This window comes from Lonsdalea britannica (assembly GCF_002111595.1).
In the GTDB taxonomy this organism is placed as follows: Bacteria; Pseudomonadota; Gammaproteobacteria; order Enterobacterales; family Enterobacteriaceae; genus Lonsdalea; species Lonsdalea britannica.
Window position 1 is genome coordinate 76379 of sequence record NZ_LUTN01000018.1, and the last position, 20702, is coordinate 97080.

Sequence of the window (20702 nt, forward strand, 5' to 3'; positions counted from 1 at the left end):
GCCGGGTCGGCGGGGTTCATGGCTGCGCGACAGGCGAGCGATATGGCCGATAAGCGGAAAGCTGGCGGCCAGATTGAGGAAAAAATAGCTGACGTTGTTCCACCAGCGGATCACCACCAGCGTGAGCGCCATCAACCCGAACAGGGGCCAGAAAATGTAGCTATAAGTCGCAATGGCCTCGGCGATAGTCTGAAATAATTCCATATCATTATCCTTAAATTAGCTGCGTGCTGGCGTGTAGGCCGCCATATATTCTTTGTTGTCGCCGTTACCGAAGTAGAACAGTTGCCCCTGCTGGCTTTTAGGTTTGTCTTTCGCGACCAGCAGGTCGATGCAGGACAGGTTTTGCTGCTGTCCATCCTGGAGGTAAACGCGATAGAGAATGTTGTCTTCGCCTTCCCACGCATTCGCGACCGCTTTCAGCGGCGCATCGGCTTTATGGTTGTTATTCATATAGTTACGCGTGATGTAGACTTTGGGATCTTCCGTCACGCTGACGTTTTCCCGCAATACGCGCACCGGAGACAGTGTGACCAGATGGCCGTTCACCAGCCCGGCCCAGGCGCGTCCGTTCATGCCCGGCAGATATTCCCGCGTTTCATGGACGTCGACCGGTTTGCCGCTGGCCAGATTCCGGGCTTGGCCGCTGACGCGTACCGTGTCGGCGATACAGCTTTTGGCAATGACGCTGGCGTGAGCTTCGCCGATCAGGCTAAAGCCGCGATGCTGAGGTTTAAGATTGGCCGCGAGACTCGGCAAGCTGGCGTTGACCGCATCGCCGCCGAAATCGACGTAATTTTTGCTCTCAATCGTTTTCGCGGGCCGAGGGGCCGCCGTCGCGGTGATGGATGGCGTCGAGGGGATGGACATGGCAGGTTCTGCCTTGCGGGGAGCGGTTTTCGTGTTTGCCGATGGACGCTTCGCGACGGCGCTCGCCGTGCTGGCGGTGCCGTGTTCCAGGTAACGAGGGTTGTTGCCCTCCTGCTGCAAACGTTGTTTCAGCAGGGCTTCGCTCGTGAGTCCGACCAGTTCAACCCGGCGGTTCGCGGCGCGGCCTTGGTCCGTTTCGTTGTCCGCGATGGGCCGTGACGACCCTGCACCCTGAAAATACAGGCGGTTGGCGCTGATGCCGGCCTGCTCAAGGATACGGCCGACATTGCGCGCCCGTTGCTCGGATAATCGCTGATTCAGGCTGGCGCTGCCGGTGGCGTCAGTGTGGCCCACGACCAGTAGCAGTCCGGCCTCGTTGCCGTCTCCGCCCTTCATCGCCGCGGCGATCTTTTTCACCTGACGCAGCCCGTCGGGCGTTAGCTCGGCGCTTCCCGTCGGGAACATGGCGCTATCTTCCACCTGCGCGACGATCCCCACCGTATCACTGCCGGATGATGGATCGGTTTTCAGCGTTTCCGTATGGATCGCGATTTTTTCATCGGCGGCAATCTCTGCCAACGCTCTTTCGCGTTTCTGCCAGACATTGCCGAGCGCGCAACCGGCGATGCCCCCGATAATGCCGCCGGCAACGGCTTTTTCCGCGTTGCGGGTGACGAGATAGGTCAAACCCCCGCCCAATGCCGCACCGCCGACGCAGCCAATGGCGGTTCCGTAGGATTGACCCATATTGTGCATGCTGGAACAGCTGGAAGTTAGGGAGACAATCATGGCGAGAACGGTGGCTTTCCGTAAATGCTTCACTTTCAAACTCTGATCCCCAGACGTAGACCACCCATCCATAGTGTAAGTGGCATGTAATAAAAGGTAAGAAAAGGTCAGGGTGAGTATGAAAACATGAATGCAGGATGAGCGCTATTGTTTTGCGCTCGAACTTTTCGCCTGTCAGCACCGTGAAAATCGCTTCATGGATCGCACGCCACATGGGGAAACTAGCGAGTGGTGCGAGGGGATAAAATGGATAAAAAACGAGAGCCACCCGCAGAGATAATACTGAGCCAGAGTAACCCGTGGAAAAGGGCCTATCCCCGAGATGCGCAACCCCTGTCATCACGCGTCAGAGCCGTCCTGCCGCCAATGAAAAAGCGTCCTCCCTCGTCAAGCTGATGGGTGACATCGCCATGCCATGCACTCCCGCCGATATCGGTATTTTCCCCCTGCTTGTTCTACCGTTGGCCGATTAATCTGTGAACAAAGCGCAGGGGTGATTCAAAAGGGAGATCATGTGTGGTTTTCCTCACGCACTGATGGCGCTTAGGACGGTTAAGTGATGCTCATGAGGACAGACAGAAAAGGGACGCGAATCAGGGCATCGCGGGTTTTTTCTTAAAGTGCGCTCGGTCAGCCTGAATTTCCACATACCCGGCATTCACATGGGGGGAAGGGGCGATGCTCTCCCTGACAGCGGGATACAGCGATAATGTGAGGAATAATAAATGGACATTTCCGTGGCTCAGTTGACCGTTAGGCCTGTCGCCGATCTCATTGAATCAAACCGGCGTGAAGACATGTCTCCTTTTGCACGACGGGTGGACGTTCTGCTATCGCTTATATGTTTTCGTCCCTCATCTTTGAGCCCAAGGCGGTAGTTGAGATATCCACAGGCCAGCGCATAGCGCGCTAAGTGCTGTGGCTCGGCATAGGATAATCAACGGATATAAATATATAACCTTATGAAAAATTGATCTATTTATCGCTCTCCACCATGGCGAATGTGGGGGCGAGTATGATGCGGGGGGCAATGGCTCGGTTTTACTCCCTAAAAATACCGTTTGATAACCTTTCTCGTCCTATCTTCCCTCTTGAACACTGCAAAGAACGCATTACTCTAGCAAGACAACATGATGGACGGGCAGCGTCTCTTTCGAAGACCATCGTAGAAAGGGGCCGTCCGATAGCCGCTTCTTTGATCATCCGTTTTGCTCGGTCATTCGCGTCATCGCACGCGTTCCATACCCAACGTCAGTACCACAAGGAGGCGTTATGCCGCACTCTTCCCCCGTTCGCCAACTGCGTCTCGGTTTGTTCGTACAGCCGCTGGGCCATCACGTTAGCGGCTGGCGCATCAGCGAGACATTGGGTTCGCCGACGGATATCGACTGGTTGATTCGTATTGCCCAAAAAGCCGAAGAGGGCACGTTCGATATGTTTTTCGTCGGCGACGCGCTGGCGACGTCCATTCATCGGCTGCCTTCCACGATGGCGCGGCTGGAGCCGCTAACGCTGCTGGCGGCGTTGGCGGTTTCCACCCGGCACATCGGCCTGGCGGCCACCGCATCGACGACCTTCAGCGATCCGTTCACGCTCGCCCGCAGCTTTGCCTCTCTTGACCATATCAGCCGCGGCCGCGTGGCGTGGAACGTAGTCACTTCCTATTCCGACGACGTGGCGAAAAATTTCAGTGAGGAGAACATGCCGGTCCACGCCGACCGCTATGAACGTGCGCATGAATTTCTTGAGGTCGCTTTTCAGCTCTGGGACGCGTGGCAGGAGGGGGCGGTCGATCCGGACAAACAGAGCGGGCGCTACTTCGCTGACGACAAAATCCGATCTATCCATCATCGCGGTAAACACTTTCAGGTACAGGGACCGCTGAACATCACCCGCTCGCCTCAGGTGCGCCCGGTGATTATCGAAGCCGGATCGTCCGCCGACGGTCAGAAAATGGCGGCGGCCACGGCGGAAGTCGTGTTTACCGCCTCGGCCTCGCTGGAAGAGGCGCAGGCGTTTTACCGGAGCCAGAAAGCACTGGTGGCTGAGGCGGGGCGGGATCCGGATCGGGTGCTGATCCTGCCGGGGGTGATGCCGATCGTCGGGCGTACGCGCGAAGAGGCGAAGGCGACCTGGCAGCAGCTTAACGCGCTGGTGGATATCGATAACGGTCTGCGCCAGCTGTCGGCGCGGTTTGGCCTCGATCTCAGTGACTATCCGTTAGACGGACCGGTGCCGGAAGCGCCGCTCGGCGAGGGGAACCAAAGCCGCGTCAAATTGCTGACGGATCTCGCCAAACGCGACAATCTGACCCTGCGCGAACTGGCGGCCATTGCGGCGGGATCGCGCGGTCACCGCGTGATCGTCGGAACGGCGGAGGATATTGCCGATGATTTTCAGCAGTGGCTGGAGCAGGGCGGAGCGGACGGCTTCAACATCATGCCCGCCGTGGTGCCGGAACAGCTGGATCTGTTCGTTGAGTTAGTGATCCCGGAACTGCGTCGACGCGGTTTGTTCAGGGAAGCGTATGAACATGCGACCCTGCGCGAAAATCTGGGTCTTCAACCCATCCGCTAATAAACTCGCGGCGAACGCAGCGCGCATCCGTCGATTCCTTTTGTGACGGCTCGGATTTAGGGCGGCGGCGGCAAAGCGCGTCGTCGCCCTGCGGATCCGTCGTCAGTCCCGCCGTTCCTAAATACTTTTCATCTTCTCAGCGCCTGCGGCCTCCGCGCTGATGGCGGTTCGCCGCGTCTGCGTTTTCAAACGTATTGTCTTCCGTTCACCGAGCGTGTCATGACGGCTCACCCCAGACTCGCTACCCACATCCACAGCGGCAATGTCGCCATCGACAGCAAAGTCGTGAGGCAAATCGCGGAGCTGCCGATCTGAATATCTTCGGGCGTACGGGCAAAGCCGAGCACGTTGACGCCGGAAGGGTTTGCGGCCATCAGCACCAGTACGCCGCGCGGGATGCCGTCAATGTGGAGCAGCAAGCAGGTCAGCAGCACCAGTAACGGCATCAACACCAGCTTGGCGGCGGCGATGCCGACGGCATGAGCGCTGGGACGTAACTGGTAGCCGGAGAGATTGGCGCCCAGCACGATGAGCGCGCAGGGCAGCGCCGCCTGCGCCAGCCAGGTCGCCAGTTTCATGCTCCAGCCGGGCAGCGTCAGGTTCGACAAATTGACCGCCGTCCCCAGCAGCAGGCCAATAATCATCGGGTTGGCGAGGCTGGCGACCAGAATACCGGGCTTGAATGGTTCGCTGCCGGCGAAACTGTCATAGAAACTCTGAGCGCTGAACAGCAGCAGGCTGTGTACGGCGAGGACGGTAAACAGCAATATCAGCCTTCGCTGCCGTAAAGACCCGCCACCATCGCCAGGCCGATCAAGGCATTGTTGCCAAAGGAGGCGGTCAGTCCGAAAGGCGTCGGGCGACCCAGACTGCGGTGGGCGAAGAGATTGACCGCGGCGAAGATCAGCAGCGCGGGAACGAAGTAGGCGGCCAGCAGCGTGGTGTTCAGACCGTCGTGCAGCGGCGCATGGATCATGCCGGTAAACAGAACCATCGGCATGAACAGCTTGAAAGCCAGCACGCCCAGCGCTTTATTGGCGTGGGGATCGAGCGCGCCTCGGCGGGCCAGCGCGTAGCCGAGCAGGATCAAGAGAAAGATCGGCAGGATCGTTTGTGGGATGGCCACGGCGGGCGCCTCCTTTTCAACATGGCGGAAGGTTATTAATAGCGACTCCGGCGTCGCTTGTCAGCGCGATTTTTGGCCCGTTTGGCCCTTTGGCATACAAATTGCTAACTTTCTATAACCTATTGTTAAGCGTTCGATGGGACGACGACGCCGAAATGCCCACGAGGTTCGCCTATGCAGTCGCTCAACCTACGTCAGATCGAAGTCTTTCGGGCGGTGATGATCACCGGTTCGATCAACGGCGCCGCTCAACTCTTGTACGTGTCCCAACCCGCCGTCAGCCGCATGTTGTCTCATACCGAGGCACGGATCGGCTTCCAGCTTTTTGAACGGGTCAAAGGGCGCCTGTACCCTTCTCCTGAGGCGCGCAGCCTGTTCAGTGACGTCGAGTCCGTCTACCGCGATATACAGCGGGTCAACACCACGCTGCACAATCTGGTTCAGCAACGTCACGGCGTATTGCGCATCGCCAGCAGCCCCAGTCTGGGGCATCAGCTGGTGCCTGACGCCATCGCTGCCTTCCGACGGTGCAACGAAGATATTCTCGTCAGCCTGGAATGTCTGCGCCATGTCCTGCTGCGCGACAGGCTGCTCGACCAGCAGGCGGATCTCGGCATTTCTCTGTTTCCTATCGATCACCCCAATCTGCGCGCGGTGCCGCTGAGCTATATCCGGGTGATGGTGGTGTGCCCGGCGGATCATCCGCTGACGCGGGTGTCGGCCAATGAGCTGCCCGACGCGCTGGCGGAGACGCCCTTCATCGGTTACGCCGCCGATACCCCCTTCCACAGCTTTATGAAGCAGGCGTTCGAACGCGTGGGCTTGCCCTACCGGCCGAGCATCGACGTCGACTCTCCGCATCACGCCTGCGCGCTGGTAAAAAACGGCACCGGTTTCTCCGTCGTCGACGAGATCTCTTTCCGTGCCTCCGGCTCTGAGCGGATGGCGGTGCTGCCGATCCTCAACGAAGAACGCCTGACGATCAGTCTGGTTCACCTGCGGCGTGAGCCGTTGGCACAGTTTGCGCAGGTCTTTGTCGACAACCTGCGCGGTACGCTGGAAGAGGGCGGTTTTCACCTGTTCAACCTGGATTAACATCAGGTTAATCCCTACCGACAAATAGGCATACGACAGGGGCTGCCGTAGCTCCCACAATGGCCCTACACACTGTAAATGGTGACCGACATCGGGTCGGTCTTGTGGAGGAATACGGCATGCGAGACATCGTTATCGGCGGCGCCCAGCTCGGGGCGATCCAAAAAAGCGACTCAAGAGAAAGCGTGGTCCAGCGCATGCTGGCGCTACTGGAGCAGGCCCGGCAGCAAGGCTGTGAGCTGGTGGTTTTCCCCGAGCTGGCGCTGACCACCTTTTTCCCCCGTTGGTTCATGGAAGATCAGCAGGAGGTCGATAGCTGGTTCGAGCGTGAAATGCCGAACGACGCGACCCGCCCGCTGTTTGATTTTTCCCGCGAACACGGCATTGCTATCACCTTCGGTTATGCGGAGCTGACGCCGGACGGCCATCATTACAACACGTCGATCCTGACGGATCGCCAGGGCAACATCGTCGGCAAATATCGCAAAGTCCATCTGCCGGGGCACGTCGAGTTCGACACCCAGCGTGACTTCCAGCATCTGGAAAAGCGCTATTTCGAACCGGGCGATTTCGGCTTCCCCACCTGGGAAACGCAGAACACGGTGATGGGCATGTGCATCTGCAACGATCGTCGCTGGCCTGAAACCTACCGTGTGATGGGATTGCAGGGCGTTGAGCTGGTGACGTTGGGCTACAACACGCCGTCGGTGAACTCGCAGAATCGCGGCGAGGGCGAAGAACACCGCCTGTTCCATTCCGAGCTGTGCATGCAGGCCGGCGCTTACCAGAACGCCACCTGGGTCGTCGGCGTCGCCAAGGCCGGGGTGGAAGATGGTTTTCCGCTGATGGGCGGCAGCGCGATCATCGATCCGAACGGTTTTGTCGTGGCGCGCGCCAAGGGACAGGATGATGAGCTGATTGTGCATCGCTGCGACATGGATCTGTGCCAGTTCGGCAAAACCACGATCTTCGACTTTGCCCGTCACCGGCGCATCGAACACTACGGCATCATCACCCGCCAGACCGGCGTTGAGCGTTCCTGACCTGGAGACTAAGCCATGCGCACCGTATACCTGAACGGGGAGTTTGTGCCGGAGAACGCAGCGAAGATCTCGATCTTTGACCGTGGCTTCACGTTCGCCGACGCGATCTACGAGGTCACCGCCGTGCTGCAAGGCCGGTTAGTGGATGCAGAACTGCATCTGGCCCGTCTGCGCCGTTCGCTGAGCGAGCTGTCACTGACGCTCCCGCTGGATGACGCCGCGCTGTTGGCGATCCATCGCATGCTGATCGCCCGCAATGATTTGCAGGAAGGCTCATCTATTTGCAGGTCAGCCGCGGGGTGAAAGATCGCAACTTTCAGTTCCCGCCCGCAGGAACGCCGCCGACGGTGGTGCTGTATACACAGGCGAAAGCCGTGATCGACAGCCCGATGGCGGAGCGCGGGATGAACATCATCAGCCTGCCGGATCTGCGCTGGGGACGCTGCGACATCAAGACCACGCAGCTGCTGTATCCGTGTCTGGCGAAAGAGCAGGCGCGCGCGCAGGGCGCGGATGACGCCTGGCTGGTGAAAGACGGCTGGATAACCGAAGGCACATCCAACAATGCGTTCATCGTGACCCGCGATGGCGCGGTGGTCACGCGGGCGCTGTCGCACGCGTTGCTGCCCGGTATCACGCGCGGTTCCCTGCTCGCGTTGTTGAAGGCGCAAGGGCTGCGTTTCGAAGAGCGCGCCTTTGCGCTGGATGAAGTCAAACAGGCCGCCGAAGCGTTCATTACCTCCTCCACCTCGTTTGTATACCCGGTGGTGACGCTGGACGGCCAGCCAATCGGCGACGGTAAACCCGGGCCGCTGGCCCAGCGGTTACGCCGTCTCTATATCGACCATGCGCTGAGCGCATTGACATAACCGAGCGGCAGGCCACGGCTTCCGGCAAACCGCTCTCTTTTAACGTGACCACACAGCAAGTCCCGACACCATTCGTTGCCCTTTTAAGGAGTGTTGAGAATGAAAAAGTATCCATCCCGTTCCTTGATTGCCTCTCTGCTGTTGCCGATCGGCCTGAGCGCCGCGCTGTTTTCCACGTCCTCGCTGGCTGCGGAGAAAACGCTGCACGCGGTGATGTCCTCCTCCCTGCGCGTGCTTGATCCTATTGCGACCACGGCCCAGATCACGCGTAACCACGGCTACATGATTTACGACACGCTGATCGGCATGGATGAGCATCAGGTCCCTAAACCGCAGATGGCCGACTGGACCGTGTCTCCCGACGGCCTGACCTATACTTTCACGTTACGCGACGGTCTGTTGTGGCATGACGACAAACCGGTGACCGCCGCGGACTGCGTCGCTTCCCTCAAGCGCTGGGCGCGTTACGACGTGGGCGGTCAGCTGATGATGAAGTACACCTCCGGCATCACCGCCACCAATGACAAAACGATCGTCCTGACGCTGTCCAAACCGTTTGGCTATGTGCTGCAACTGTTAGCCAAACCTTCCTCCGTCGCGGCCTTCATGATGCCGGAGCGCGTCGCCAATACGCCTGACGGCAAGATGATCACCGATTACACCGGTTCCGGCCCGTATAAGTTCGTCGCCAGCGAATTCGATCCCGGTAACCGCGTGGTCTACGAGAAGTTCCAGCAATACGTACCGCGTAAAGAGCCAGCCAGCGGCACTGCAGGCGGCAAAGTGGTCAAGGTCGATCGGGTGGAGTGGATCAACATGCCGGATCGTATGACGGCGATCAACGCGCTCTCCTCCGGCGATATCGACTTCATCGAACAACTGCCGATCGATCTGTTGCCGATGGTGCAGGCCAATCCGGAACTGAAGTCCGGGGTGCTGAGCAAGCTCGGATCGCTGACCGGCGGGCGTATGAACTTCCTCTATCCTCCGTTCGATAACCCAGATATTCGCCGCGCCGCGATGCTGGCGATGAGCCAGAAAGACGTGCTCGATGCGCTGGTGGGCAATCCGGAATACTTCAAGCTGTGCGCCTCCGTGTTTGGCTGCGGCACCGCGCTGGAGACGCAGGCGGGCGGCGAGTCGTTGCTCAAAGGCGGAGACATCGAAGCAGCCAAGGCGCTACTGAAGAAAGCGGGTTATGACGGCACGCCGGTAGTGATCATGCAGCCGACCGATGTTCCCAGCCAGGCGCCGCAGCCGGTGGTGGTGGCGCAGGCCTTGCGCAAGGCAGGTTTCAACGTCTCTTTGCAGCCGATGGACTGGCAGACTCTGGTTTCGCGCCGGGCGAATCAGAACGCCCCGGCTCAAGGCGGATGGAACCTGTTCTTTACCTACTGGAACGCGGAAACCATCTGGAACCCGGTGGTGAACCCGATGCTGGACGGCGGCGGACGGCAGGGCGCCTGGTTCGGCTGGCCGACCGATCCAAAAATGGACGAGCTGCGCGTGGCGTTCGCTACCGCCACCGAGCCCGCCAAACAGAAAGCGATTGCGGTAGACATCCAGAAACACGCGATGGATCAGGTCAGCTATATCCCGCTCGGCCAGTTCTACGATGTGGCGGTCTGGAGCAGCCGCATCAGCCACCTGATGACAGGGCCGTCCACGGTGTTCTGGAACGTCGAAAAAAGCGACTGATTACTGTGTGATTAATGCCTTCGGAGGTCCCTATGCTTGGTTACTTCATTCGCCGCGTTCTGGCGGCGATCCCGGTGATGCTGGTGGTCGCGTTGTTTGTTTTCCTGCTGTTGCGGCTGTCACCGGGCGATCCGGCGGCGATCATCGCCGGCGACATGGCGACCCCGCAGCAACTGGAGGCGATCCGCGAAAGTCTGGGTCTGAATCAGCCGCTGTATCAGCAGTTTTTCGTGTGGATTTCACAGCTGCTGCGCGGCGATTTCAGCACGTCGTTGATGGCTCACACGCCGGTGCTGACCATGATCGGCCAGCGGCTGGAGCCGACGCTGAGTCTGGCGCTGGTGGCGATCGCCTTCACCATTTTAATCTCCGTGCCGCTGGGCGTACTGGCGGCATGGAAGCACGGCAGCTGGATCGACAATCTGGTGATGTCGACTTCGGTGCTGGGCTTTTCGGTGCCGGTGTTCGTCATCGGCTATGTCTTGATCACGGTGTTTTCGCTTGAGCTGAGGTGGCTCCCGGTGCAGGGATTTAGCAGTATCACGCGCGGCGTGGGGCCTTTCGCCCAGCGCATCGTGCTGCCGGCGCTGACGCTGTCGTCGGTGTACATCGCGCTGGTGGCGCGCATGACCCGGGCCAGCGTGCTGGAAGTTCTGGGCGAAGACTATATCCGTACCGCGCGCGCCAAGGGGCTGGCGGAGATCCACGTGCTGTTCCGGCACGCGCTGCGCAACGCGATGATCCCGATCCTCACCGTGATCGGCACCGGCTTCGCGCTGATGATCTCCGGCGTCGTGGTGACCGAAAGCGTGTTCAACATCCCGGGGCTGGGACGGCTGATCGTCGATGCCGTATTGGCGCGCGACTATCCGGTGATTCAGGGCATGATCCTGCTGACCAGCGGGGTGTATGTCGTCATCAACTTGTTGATCGATCTGTCTTATGCGATCAGCGATCCACGCATTCGTTACTGAGGGCCCGGCTATGAGCAAACCTGATTCTCTGACCCTGCCCGCGCCCCGATACCGATGGATCACACTGCCGCGCATGCCGCTGACGTCGGCGATCGCGCTGGTGATCCTGACGCTCATCGTCGCGATGGCGATCTTCGCGCCCTGGATCGCCCCTCACGATCCGGTCGCGCTGTCGCCGGCCATGCGCCTGAAACCGCCCAGCGCGGAATTCTGGCTGGGGACGGACGCCTACGGACGCGATCTGTTTTCGCGCATTGTCTATGGCGCGCGGATTTCCCTGATCGTCGGCGTGGGCGTCACGGTGATGAGCGTGGTGATCGGCCTGCCGCTGGGCCTGCTGGCCGGTTATTTCCGCGGCATTGATGCGCTGATGATGCGTGTGATGGATGGCCTGATGGCGATCCCCGGTATCCTGCTGGCGATCGCGATCGTCTCCCTCAGCAGCGCCGGTATCTGGACCGTGATGGTCGCGATCATGGTGCCGGAGATCCCGCAGGTGGTGCGTCTGGTGCGCTCGCGGGTACTGTCGACTCGCGAAGAGCCGTATGTCGAGGCGGCGGTGCTGATGGGTACCTCGACGTTCAAGGTGCTCACCCGGCATCTGATGCCGAACACGCTGGCGCCGCTTATCGTACAAAGCACCTATATCTGCGCTTCCGCCATCCTCACCGAGGCGATCCTGTCGTTCCTCGGCGCGGGCATCGGCACGGAGATCCCGACCTGGGGCAACATCATTTCCGAAGGGCGCGTGTACTTCCAGCTTAAGCCTTCGCTGGTGCTGTGGGCCGGGTTGGCTCTGTCGCTGTGTATTCTGTCGATCAACCTGCTGGGCGATGCGGTGAGCGATGCGCTCGACCCGCGCCTGAAGAAAAGGGGAGCCGCATGAGCGAAGACCGGAAAGATATTCTGCGCGTAGAAAACCTCTGCGTGAATACGGCGCAGGGCGCGCCCATCCTGCAAGGCATCTCATTCGAGATTCAGGCGGGAGAGACGGTCTGCCTGGTGGGAGAGAGCGGATCGGGCAAGTCGGTGACGTCGCTGGCGACCCTTGGGCTGTTGCCCAAAGGCGCGCTGAGCGCGACCGGCGGACGGATCCTGCTGGATGGCGAAGATGTGTTGCAGGTCAGCAACGGTCGCCTCAAAGCGCTGCGCGGCAGCCGCATGGCGATGATTTTTCAGGAGCCGATGACCGCGCTCAATCCGGTACTGACGGTCGGGCGGCAGATTGACGAAGTGTTGCAGACCCACACGGATCTGAACGCTCAGGCGCGTAAGGCGCGGGTCATGGACGCGCTGTCTCAGGTGCATCTGCCGGACATTGAGCGAGTGTACGCAGCCTATCCGCATCAGCTGAGCGGCGGCCAGCGTCAGCGCATCATGATTGCCATGGCGCTGGTGCTAGAACCGCGTCTGCTCATTGCCGACGAGCCGACCACCGCGCTGGACGTCACGACCCAGCAGCAAATTCTCAAACTGATCCGCGAGTTACAGCAGAAGCACGGTACGGCGGTGCTGTTCATCACACACGATATGGGCGTGGTGGTGGATATCGCCGACCGTGTCTGCGTGATGCGTCAGGGACATATCGTGGAGTCCGGCAGCGTACAGCAGGTGCTTTCGGCGCCGCAAGAAGCGTATACCCAGGCTTTGCTGTCGGCGGTGCCGAGTCTGGCTCCCCGGGCGGCGCGGCGCGAGGCCGCCAGCGCACAGGTGGTGCTGGACGTCGTCGAGCTGGGTAAAACCTATCCTGCGGCGGGCAGCGCGTGGTCACTCTTTCGGAAACGGCGGCAAGGTACGCGGGCCGTGCACGATGTGTCATTTATGCTCAAGCGCGGCCGTACGCTGGGGATTGTTGGGGAAAGCGGTTCCGGCAAGTCCACGCTGGCGCGTTGCGTCATGCGCTTGCTGACGCCGACCTGCGGCGCGGTGCGAGTGACCGGCAAAGATATCTCCGAGCTGACGCCGGTAGGGCTCAAACCGCATCGCAAACGGATCCAGATGGTGTTTCAGGACCCGAACCGGTCGCTGAATCCCCGCATGAGCATTGGCCGGAGTCTGGTGGAAGGACCGGTGAATTTCGGCGTGCCGTTCGCGCAGGCCTGGGCGCGAGGGCAAGAACTGTTGGAGCTGGTCGGGCTGCCCGTGGACGCCATCGACCGCTTTCCGCATCAGTTTTCCGGCGGTCAGCGGCAGCGTATCGCGATTGCCCGCGCGCTGGCGATGGAGCCGGATGTCATCGTCGCCGATGAGGCGGTCTCTGCGCTCGACGTGTCGGTACAGGCGCAGGTGCTGCAACTGCTGGCGGACATTCAGGAACGCATGCAGGTCGCCATCTTGTTCATCACCCACGATTTACGCGTGGCCGCTCAGGTCTGCGACGATGTGCTGGTCATGCAGTACGGTCAGGTTATCGAATATGGGCCGGCGGCCGATGTGCTGGCTCATCCCCAGCAGCCTTATACCCAGCAACTGATGGAGCGGTCCCCGGTAAGGGATGGGACTTCGCCGCCGGACGGAGGATGTGACGATGGCCTACGATCTGCTGTTCCTGAACGTCACCGTGGTCGATGGAACGGGCAATGATCCCTATATCGCTGACGTCGCGATCAGCGGCGATCGGATCGCAGCGATTGGGCCGCTGGCCGGACATGACGCCGTGCGGACGATCGAAGGCGACGGCCGCTGCCTGATGCCGGGATTTATCGATGTCCATACGCATGACGATACGCACGTCATCCGCACGCCAGACATGCTGGCGAAGATCTCGCAGGGCGTCACCACCGTCATCGTCGGCAACTGCGGGATTAGCGCATCGCCGGTGATACTGCCGGGCGCGCCGCCGGACCCGATGAATTTGTTGGGGGGCGAAGACGCGTTCATTTATCCGACCTTCGATGACTATGCCGACGCCGTCGAATGCGCCTGTCCCAGCGTCAACGTGGCGGCGTTGATCGGCCATACGGCGCTGCGGGCCAACGTGATGGATCGCTTCGATCGCGCGGCCACGCCATCCGAGCTGGATCGGATGTGCGAGACGCTGGAAAAGGCGCTCGACGCGGGCGCCATCGGCCTCAGCTCCGGGCTGGCTTACACCAATGCGAAGCAGGCGCCGATGGCGGAGATGCAGCGTCTGGTGGATATCGTCGGCGCGCGCGGCGCGCTCTATACCACGCATATGCGCAACGAACATCACGGCCTGCTGGATTCGTTGCAGGAGTCGTTCAGCACCGCCCGAGGGGCGGGCGCCGATCTGGTGATTTCCCACCTTAAATGCGCGGGTGCGGGCAACTGGGGGCGCGCGCCATTGGCGCTGGCCGCGCTGGAAAAGGCCGCTGACGAGCAATCCTGCAACTGCGACTGTTATCCCTATTCGGCCAGCTCAACCACGCTGGACGCCTGGCGCGTCGACGGCAAGATGGAGATCTTCATCACCTGGTCCGATCCCCATCCGGAGATGGCCCGCCAGACGCTCAACGCGATCGCCGAACAGTGGGGCGTCGATCAGTGGGAGGCCACCGAGCGTTTGCGTCCGGCGGGGGCGATCTATCACATGATGAGCGAGGACGATGTGCGCCAGATCCTGGCGCATCCGCTGTCGATGGTGGGCTCGGACGGGCTGCCCAACGATCCCAATCCTCATCCGCGGCTGTGGGGAACCTTTCCACGCGTACTGGCGCATTATTGCCGGGATTTAAAGCTGTTTGCGCTTCCCGAGGCCGTGCGCAAAATGACGGGGCTGTCTGCCGCGCGTTTTAGGCTGCAAGATCGCGGCGTGGTGAGGGAAGGGGCGTTCGCTGATGTCGTGCTGGTCGATATGGCGACGATCCAGGACGTCGCGACTTACAGCGATCCTTGCCGAATCGCGCCGGGCATTGATCTGGTGGTGGTCAATGGCGTGGTGAGTTATGAGCAGGGCCGCGTACACCAGCGGCGGGGGAGGTTGTTGAAACGCGCGGACGTGGAGAAACCTATCCCCTAGAGCGGGAGCGGCGTCGTATTCTTTACTGACCGGTTATCTCTGAGCGGTAAGAGGATCGCCGCACTCTTTTTGTCACTGCAATGACATGGGGTTTATCGACAAGGTAAGTATTTATCCATATCAATTTCTTATTTCACGTCATTCCATCCTTTAAATTACGAAGGGGATGTCGTGTAAACACGGTAGCGTATGAATTCAAAAGCTAAAATGCCGCCTTCTTTTTCCCCGCCATCATTATCTTTATGCGTTCTTCAGATCATGTCATTCACTATTTCATCACGATTAGCTTGTGTTCTAAATATGGGTTTATTTTAACGGACTATACTTTTTCCCTATTTAGTAAACGAGATGTGGTCTATTAAATATGAATAATGATCCTGTTAAGCATTACACTGGCATTCAGGTTAATCTTAGGAGGTTGAATATTTCCGATAGGACGATAGACGCCCTGCATCGATTGACCAATAATCTGGGTGATTGTTATGAAGAAGAAGTTTGCCCGCTTCCTAATACGATGAGCGAAGAAAGAGCCGCCGTTGAATTAGTGTCGGGGTGGTTAAATTTAAATAAAGATGAAACATGGGGGTATGTCGGGGAAGGGTCATCAATTGGTAATCTTCAGGGCATGTGGATGGGGATGGCATTGAATAAAGACGCCACCCTGATATTCACCGACCAGGCGCACTACAGTATCCCCAAATTTGGCTCCATGCTTAAGTTTAATAACGTCAAAGTGATAAAAACGACGCAAGAGGGAAGTATTGATATCGACGACCTTGCAGCACGTATTACCGAGAATGAAAAACTGGTGGTCGTCCTGACGGCGGGAACAACCATTACGTCGGCCTACGATGATATCAACCGTGTTATCAATACATTAAAAGAGAAAAGTTGCCCTTTTTATCTGCACTTAGATGCCGCGCTGGGTGGGTTTATTTTGCTGTTTATCGAGGATAAAGATTTTCCTGACCGGTTGGACTACACCTTCGCCAATCCATCTATTTCATCTTTAACGGTGAGTTGCCATAAAGTGATCGGGGTGCCTATGCCATCCAATATCTTTATTTCGCGATGGAAGGTCTATGAGGCATTTAAACAACAGGTTAATAAAATAGAGCTGTTTGAAAATAAGGATGACGTGACGGTCTATGGCAGCCGGGATGGTTTTCGCGCCGGGGTCGTGTATGAAAGGCTGAGCAATATTCAAAAAAGCGAGATCACTGAGTGCGTCAATAAAGGTATTTTGTTAGCGAGCTATCTGGCTAATAACATCAGTACCACGCTGGGCGTTAAAAATGCATTCTCTGTAAAAGGCGGGTTAGCGACTGTTTTTTCCAAAGTGGAATTTGATCATATCTTTAGCCCAGAAGCCTTGAAAAGGATCGTTAAACGTTATCGACTGGTCAGCGATGACCGATTTTATCATATGTACCAAATGGCCCATATGGATAAAAGTATCTGTGATGAGTTCATTGAGTTTTGTGTGACTCACCAACAAGCCGTAGAAAACAGTTTTTAATTAAAGACATAGCTTGAAAAAGAATGCGGTATCAAATTTGAAGGCCTTGCTTTAGGCCAGTGCAACAAACACTACACATATCGGATTATAAGTATGGCAAATAAACGTATTGCTAGGCATGGCTATGGGCATATTGAAAATGCTGAATCGAGTTACAGTATTGATGCTCTGGCTGAACGCAGACAGGATGAGTGTTGTTCCCCACTTTCCGATCTCAGCAACGACCTTTTTGAGATCCCGAACACTACCCCGAATTTCCGCACCGAACTGGCTGGTCAGCTTGCCGAAATGGTTCCTGAAGCTGTTGCTGATGGCAAGCTGGATGTTGAAAAACTCCGTGAGTTGCTGGCCGAAGATGTGGCTGACAGTAGCGAGCGCTTTGGATTGTTCTGGCCGGGCAAAAAGCGCGCGCTGCGTGCCGCGCAAGCACCGACTACCGCTACCCTAAAACCAGACTTCGCCAATTCGAAAGAGTGGGACAAGACGCAGAATGTGTTTATCGAGGGAGACAACCTTGAGGTACTGAAGATCCTGCAACGACACTATCACAACAAGATCAAACTGATTTACATCGATCCCCCTTATAACACTGGCAAGGATTTTGTTTATCCCGATAACTACAAGGAGGGGCTGGACAGTTATCTGGAGTGGACGCGGCAGGTGAATGAGGAAGGTAAGAAAGTTTCCACCAACAGCGAGACCGAAGGGCGTTATCACACCAACTGGCTGAACATGATGTATCCGCGCCTTAAATTAGCCCGTAATCTGCTTGCTGATGATGGGGTGATTTTTATTAGTATTGATGATCATGAGGCGGATAATCTCAAGAAACTCTGCAATGAGGTCTTTGGTGAGGATAATTTTGTTGCAAATATAATTTGGCAAAAAAAGTTTAGTCGTTCGAATGATGCTAGGTACTTCTCCACAATGCATGATCATATATTGTGCTATGTAAAGTCGAGCTCTCTGACACGTATTGAAAATTCGTGGGTACTGAACTTACTTCCAAGGGGAAAGGAAATACCAGCCGGTTACTCGAATCCTGATAACGACCCTAGAGGGATTTGGACCTCTGTTGTTTTATCTGCTAAATCAGGTACAGATAAGCTTCGCTATGACATAACTACACCTAGTGGTAGAGTTTGCCCACCCCCAGATGGGCGTTTTTGGAGCGTAAGTAAACAAAAATTCGACGAGCTGGTGAGAGGTAAACGCATTTGGTTCGGTAAAGAGGGGAGTGGTACACCAAGGCTCAAAACTTTCTTTTCTGAGGTTCAAGATGGACTTAGACCAAATACTATCTGGATGCATTCAGATGTAGGGCATAATCAAGAAGCTAAACAGGAAGTAAAAGCTCTATTTGATGATAAAGCTTATTTTGATAGTCCTAAGCCTGTTCGGTTAATTGAGCACATTCTCACTATAGCTTCAAAAGAAGATAATTTTACTGTACTGGATTTCTTCGCTGGCAGTGCCACCACCGCTCATGCCGTAATGCAGCTTAATGCTGAAGACAACGGCAAACGTCGTTTTATCATGGTACAACTGCCAGAACCTACGCCTGAAGCTTCAGAAGCGCGCAAGGCAGGCTTTGCCACTATTGCTGATATCTCACGCAAGCGTATCGAACTAGCGGGCGAGAAAATAAAATCCGATGTTGCAGAAAGCAATATAGATACCGGCTTCCGCGCCTATAAGCTGACGGACACCAATTTCACCAAATGGCGCGTCACCAGCGATATCGAACCTGACAAGCTAACCCAGCATTTGCTCGACCTGCGTGGTAGTAGCGTTGATGATGCCAGTCCCGATGATCTGCTTACTGAGCTGCTGTTGAAACTTGGCTATTCGTTGAACGAACATCTCAGCATACAGACTATCGCCGGGCTGGACATCCATGCCATCGCTGGCGATGCCGACAAGCCGCGTCTGCTGGCCTACTTAAACGAGCGAACCAAACCCTCATTGGAACAATTGCGGGAACTGGTGAATGCCGAACCTACGCGCCTGATCATTTTGGAGGATGCCTTCCACGGCGACGATGAATTGAAAACCAATATTGCTCAATATGCCAGGAGCAAAGGTATTGAGCTGAGGACCGCGTGATGAACAGTCATTCTCAAAATATGGGCTTTCAATTTGATTCGCATCAGCAATATCAGCTTGATGCCATCAACGCCGTGGTGGATTTGTTCGATGGTCAGCCAAAGGAGGCCGACAAGATCGCGATTGCCTTGCGTGGCAGCGCTGTCAGCCGGGAGGGGGAGCTGGATTTATGCATTGAAGAGGAGGTTGGCGCTATCGGCAATCATCTGGTACTGGATGAAGGCACTATCCTTGCTAACTTACAAGCGGTACAGGATCGCAACGGGCTGGAGGTATGTGGAAAACTTGTTGATGATAAACTGGATTTCGACATCGAAATGGAGACCGGTACGGGTAAAACTTACGTTTATCTGCGTACCGTTTTCGAATTGGCAAAGAAATATGGCTTCACCAAGTTTATTGTTCTGGTTCCCAGCGTCGCCATCCGCGAAGGCGTGAACACCAGTATTCGCCTTATGTGCGAGCACTTCCGCAGCCTCTATCCGGCGCAGCCTTTCGACGCAAGTGTCTACAGCGGCGACAAAGCCGAGGAAGTACAGGCCTTTGCTACTGCAACCAGCGTGCAAATACTGGTGATGACGATCGATGCGATACGCGGTAACAAGAATACGCGCATCATCCACCAGCAGCGTGACAAACTCAATGGATTGCGTCCTCTGGATTACCTGAAAGGCTCGCATCCCGTGGTTATTATGGATGAACCTCAGAATATGGAATCACGGCTATCGCAGTCCGCAGTGGGCGAACTCGATCCTATATTCACGCTGCGCTACTCGGCCACGCACAAGCAGCGGCGAAATCTGGTCTATCGGCTCGATCCGGTTGACGCGCACGATCTTGGTTTAGTGAAACAGATCGTCGTAGCGGAAGTTGCTCAAAATGGCGCGGACGTGGCGCCATACGTCAAGCTGATAGAAGTGAAAGACACGAAAGCCGCGAAACTTGAACTGGCTTGTCGTAAGGCTGATGGATCCATCACTCGTGGTATCAAAAAGGTCAAACCGCATCAGGAATTGTCCGACGTCACTGGAAATCCTGCTTACGCTGGCTGGCGTATTAATGCTTTAAGCATCGCCGCGTTCGGTAACCCGGCCAGTATTGAACTGACGCCGAACGGGAGTCTGCTGTACGAAGGTGAGTCTCTTGGGGGAGCAACGGGCGCAATTTACAAAGAGATGATTCGGGAAACCGTGCGTGAACATATGCGCAAGGAAGCGATGTTACGCCCGTATGGGATTAAAGTATTGAGTCTGTTTTTCGTAGACAAGGTGGCGAGTTTTCTCGGCGATGGGGTGAACAACGAAGACGCAAACGGCGAGTTCACGAAGTGGTTCGATGAGGTGTTCAGGGAAGAACGTAACAAATCGAACCTTTACCAAAAATTGCTGCCGCAGGACCCTTGTGAATTACGGCTGGCGTATTTTTCCCAACTGAAAACGCGTGGCGGAACGACCGCTGTGGATTCGTCCGGTACAACGGCGAAAGATGACGATGCCTACAAACTCATTATGCAAGACAAGCAGCGTCTGCTGGACGGCGATGAACCGGTTCGCTTTATTTTTAGCCACTCTGCATTGCGTGAAGGCTGGGACAACCCCAACGTGTTTCAGATTTGTACGCTGCGTGAAATGGGCGCGGAAACGGAACGTCGGCAGACGTTGGGGCGTGGTCTGCGCCTGCCGGTAGCGAAAACAGTAAAAGGCTATGAGCGTGTTGCCGATCGCAGCATTGCACAGCTTACGGTGGTGGCTAACGAATCTTATGCTACGTTCGCTCAGAATCTGCAAGCCGAATACAAAGACGCGGGCGTAGCCATCGGACAGCTACGACTCAATGAATTTGCCAAGCTGATGAAGCGGGATCCTCATGGCGCGATGACAGATGACATGCTGGGGTTCAAGATATCCTCTGCCATATTCAAGCATCTGGAAAAAGAAGGATTTATCAAGGATGGTGAAACAACCTCCATGTTTCTGCCGGATGCAGAAGGATTCTCATTACACTTGCCTGACGAGTTCGGGCCCTACGAATCAGATATTATCCAGTGCATCCTTAAT

At 56.8% G+C, this 20702-nt stretch carries 14 protein-coding genes and 1 pseudogene; 12 read left to right on the forward strand and 3 right to left on the reverse strand.

Annotated features, from left to right (window positions below):
• Nucleotides 1-219: 219 nt before the first annotated feature.
• Nucleotides 220-1617 (reverse strand): OmpA family protein, encoded by a 1398-nt coding sequence (locus AU509_RS14505; RefSeq protein ID WP_244201014.1) that lies wholly within the window; start codon nt 1615-1617, stop codon nt 220-222.
• Nucleotides 1618-2931: 1314 nt separating this feature from the next.
• Between AU509_RS14505 and AU509_RS14510 the strand changes: the two genes are divergently transcribed.
• Nucleotides 2932-4236, forward strand: coding sequence for an LLM class flavin-dependent oxidoreductase (locus AU509_RS14510; RefSeq protein ID WP_094118675.1), 1305 nt, complete (start codon nt 2932-2934; stop codon nt 4234-4236).
• A 227-nt stretch (nt 4237-4463) separates the two neighbouring features.
• Here AU509_RS14510 and AU509_RS18800 read toward each other — a convergent pair whose 3' ends face one another.
• Both AU509_RS18800 and AU509_RS18805 read right to left on the reverse strand, forming a co-directional pair.
• Nucleotides 4464-5003 carry an AEC family transporter gene (locus tag AU509_RS18800; protein ID WP_254901595.1) on the reverse strand — a complete coding sequence of 180 codons (540 nt, stop codon included), beginning with the start codon at nt 5001-5003 and terminating at the stop codon, nt 4464-4466.
• A gap of 2 nt (nt 5004-5005) precedes the next feature.
• A complete protein-coding gene (locus AU509_RS18805; protein WP_254901596.1) occupies nt 5006-5362 on the reverse strand; it encodes an AEC family transporter in 357 nt (118 codons plus the stop codon).
• 174 nt (nt 5363-5536) lie between these two features.
• Here AU509_RS18805 and AU509_RS14520 point away from each other — a divergent pair, with 174 nt between their 5' ends.
• From AU509_RS14520 to AU509_RS14570, 11 genes and pseudogenes are all read left to right on the forward strand, one after another.
• On the forward strand, nt 5537-6457 hold the full coding sequence (locus tag AU509_RS14520) for a LysR family transcriptional regulator (protein ID WP_085653393.1): 921 nt from the start codon (nt 5537-5539) through the stop codon (nt 6455-6457).
• Between the two features lie 119 nt (nt 6458-6576).
• Entirely contained in the window at nt 6577-7500 is a 924-nt protein-coding gene (locus tag AU509_RS14525; RefSeq protein ID WP_094118676.1) for an N-carbamoyl-D-amino-acid hydrolase, read from the forward strand.
• 15 nt (nt 7501-7515) lie between these two features.
• Nucleotides 7516-8369, forward strand: a pseudogene (locus AU509_RS14530) (D-amino-acid transaminase).
• Nucleotides 8370-8468: 99 nt separating this feature from the next.
• Complete coding sequence (locus AU509_RS14535; RefSeq protein WP_094118677.1) at nt 8469-10067, forward strand: ABC transporter substrate-binding protein; 1599 nt, start codon at nt 8469-8471, stop codon at nt 10065-10067.
• A 32-nt stretch (nt 10068-10099) separates the two neighbouring features.
• Nucleotides 10100-11041, forward strand: a complete 942-nt coding sequence (locus AU509_RS14540; RefSeq protein ID WP_094118678.1) for an ABC transporter permease — start codon at nt 10100-10102, stop codon at nt 11039-11041.
• Between the two features lie 10 nt (nt 11042-11051).
• A complete protein-coding gene (locus AU509_RS14545; protein WP_094118679.1) occupies nt 11052-11927 on the forward strand; it encodes an ABC transporter permease in 876 nt (291 codons plus the stop codon).
• Complete coding sequence (locus tag AU509_RS14550; RefSeq protein ID WP_139824059.1) at nt 11924-13624, forward strand: ABC transporter ATP-binding protein; 1701 nt, start codon at nt 11924-11926, stop codon at nt 13622-13624. Before AU509_RS14545 ends, AU509_RS14550 begins: the two co-directional genes overlap by 4 nt.
• Nucleotides 13569-15020, forward strand: coding sequence for an N-acyl-D-amino-acid deacylase family protein (locus AU509_RS14555; protein WP_094118680.1), 1452 nt, complete (start codon nt 13569-13571; stop codon nt 15018-15020). The genes AU509_RS14550 and AU509_RS14555 overlap by 56 nt, the downstream gene beginning before the upstream one ends.
• A 364-nt stretch (nt 15021-15384) precedes the next feature.
• The gene (locus AU509_RS14560; RefSeq protein WP_094118681.1) at nt 15385-16539 is read left to right on the forward strand and encodes an aminotransferase class V-fold PLP-dependent enzyme; all 1155 of its coding nucleotides are present in this window, start codon (nt 15385-15387) and stop codon (nt 16537-16539) included.
• A gap of 93 nt (nt 16540-16632) precedes the next feature.
• Nucleotides 16633-18645 carry a site-specific DNA-methyltransferase gene (locus AU509_RS14565; protein ID WP_094118682.1) on the forward strand — a complete coding sequence of 671 codons (2013 nt, stop codon included), beginning with the start codon at nt 16633-16635 and terminating at the stop codon, nt 18643-18645.
• Nucleotides 18645-20702: DEAD/DEAH box helicase family protein (locus tag AU509_RS14570; RefSeq protein WP_094118683.1), on the forward strand; the 2058-nt coding region annotated here is incomplete at its 3' end. The genes AU509_RS14565 and AU509_RS14570, both read left to right, overlap by 1 nt.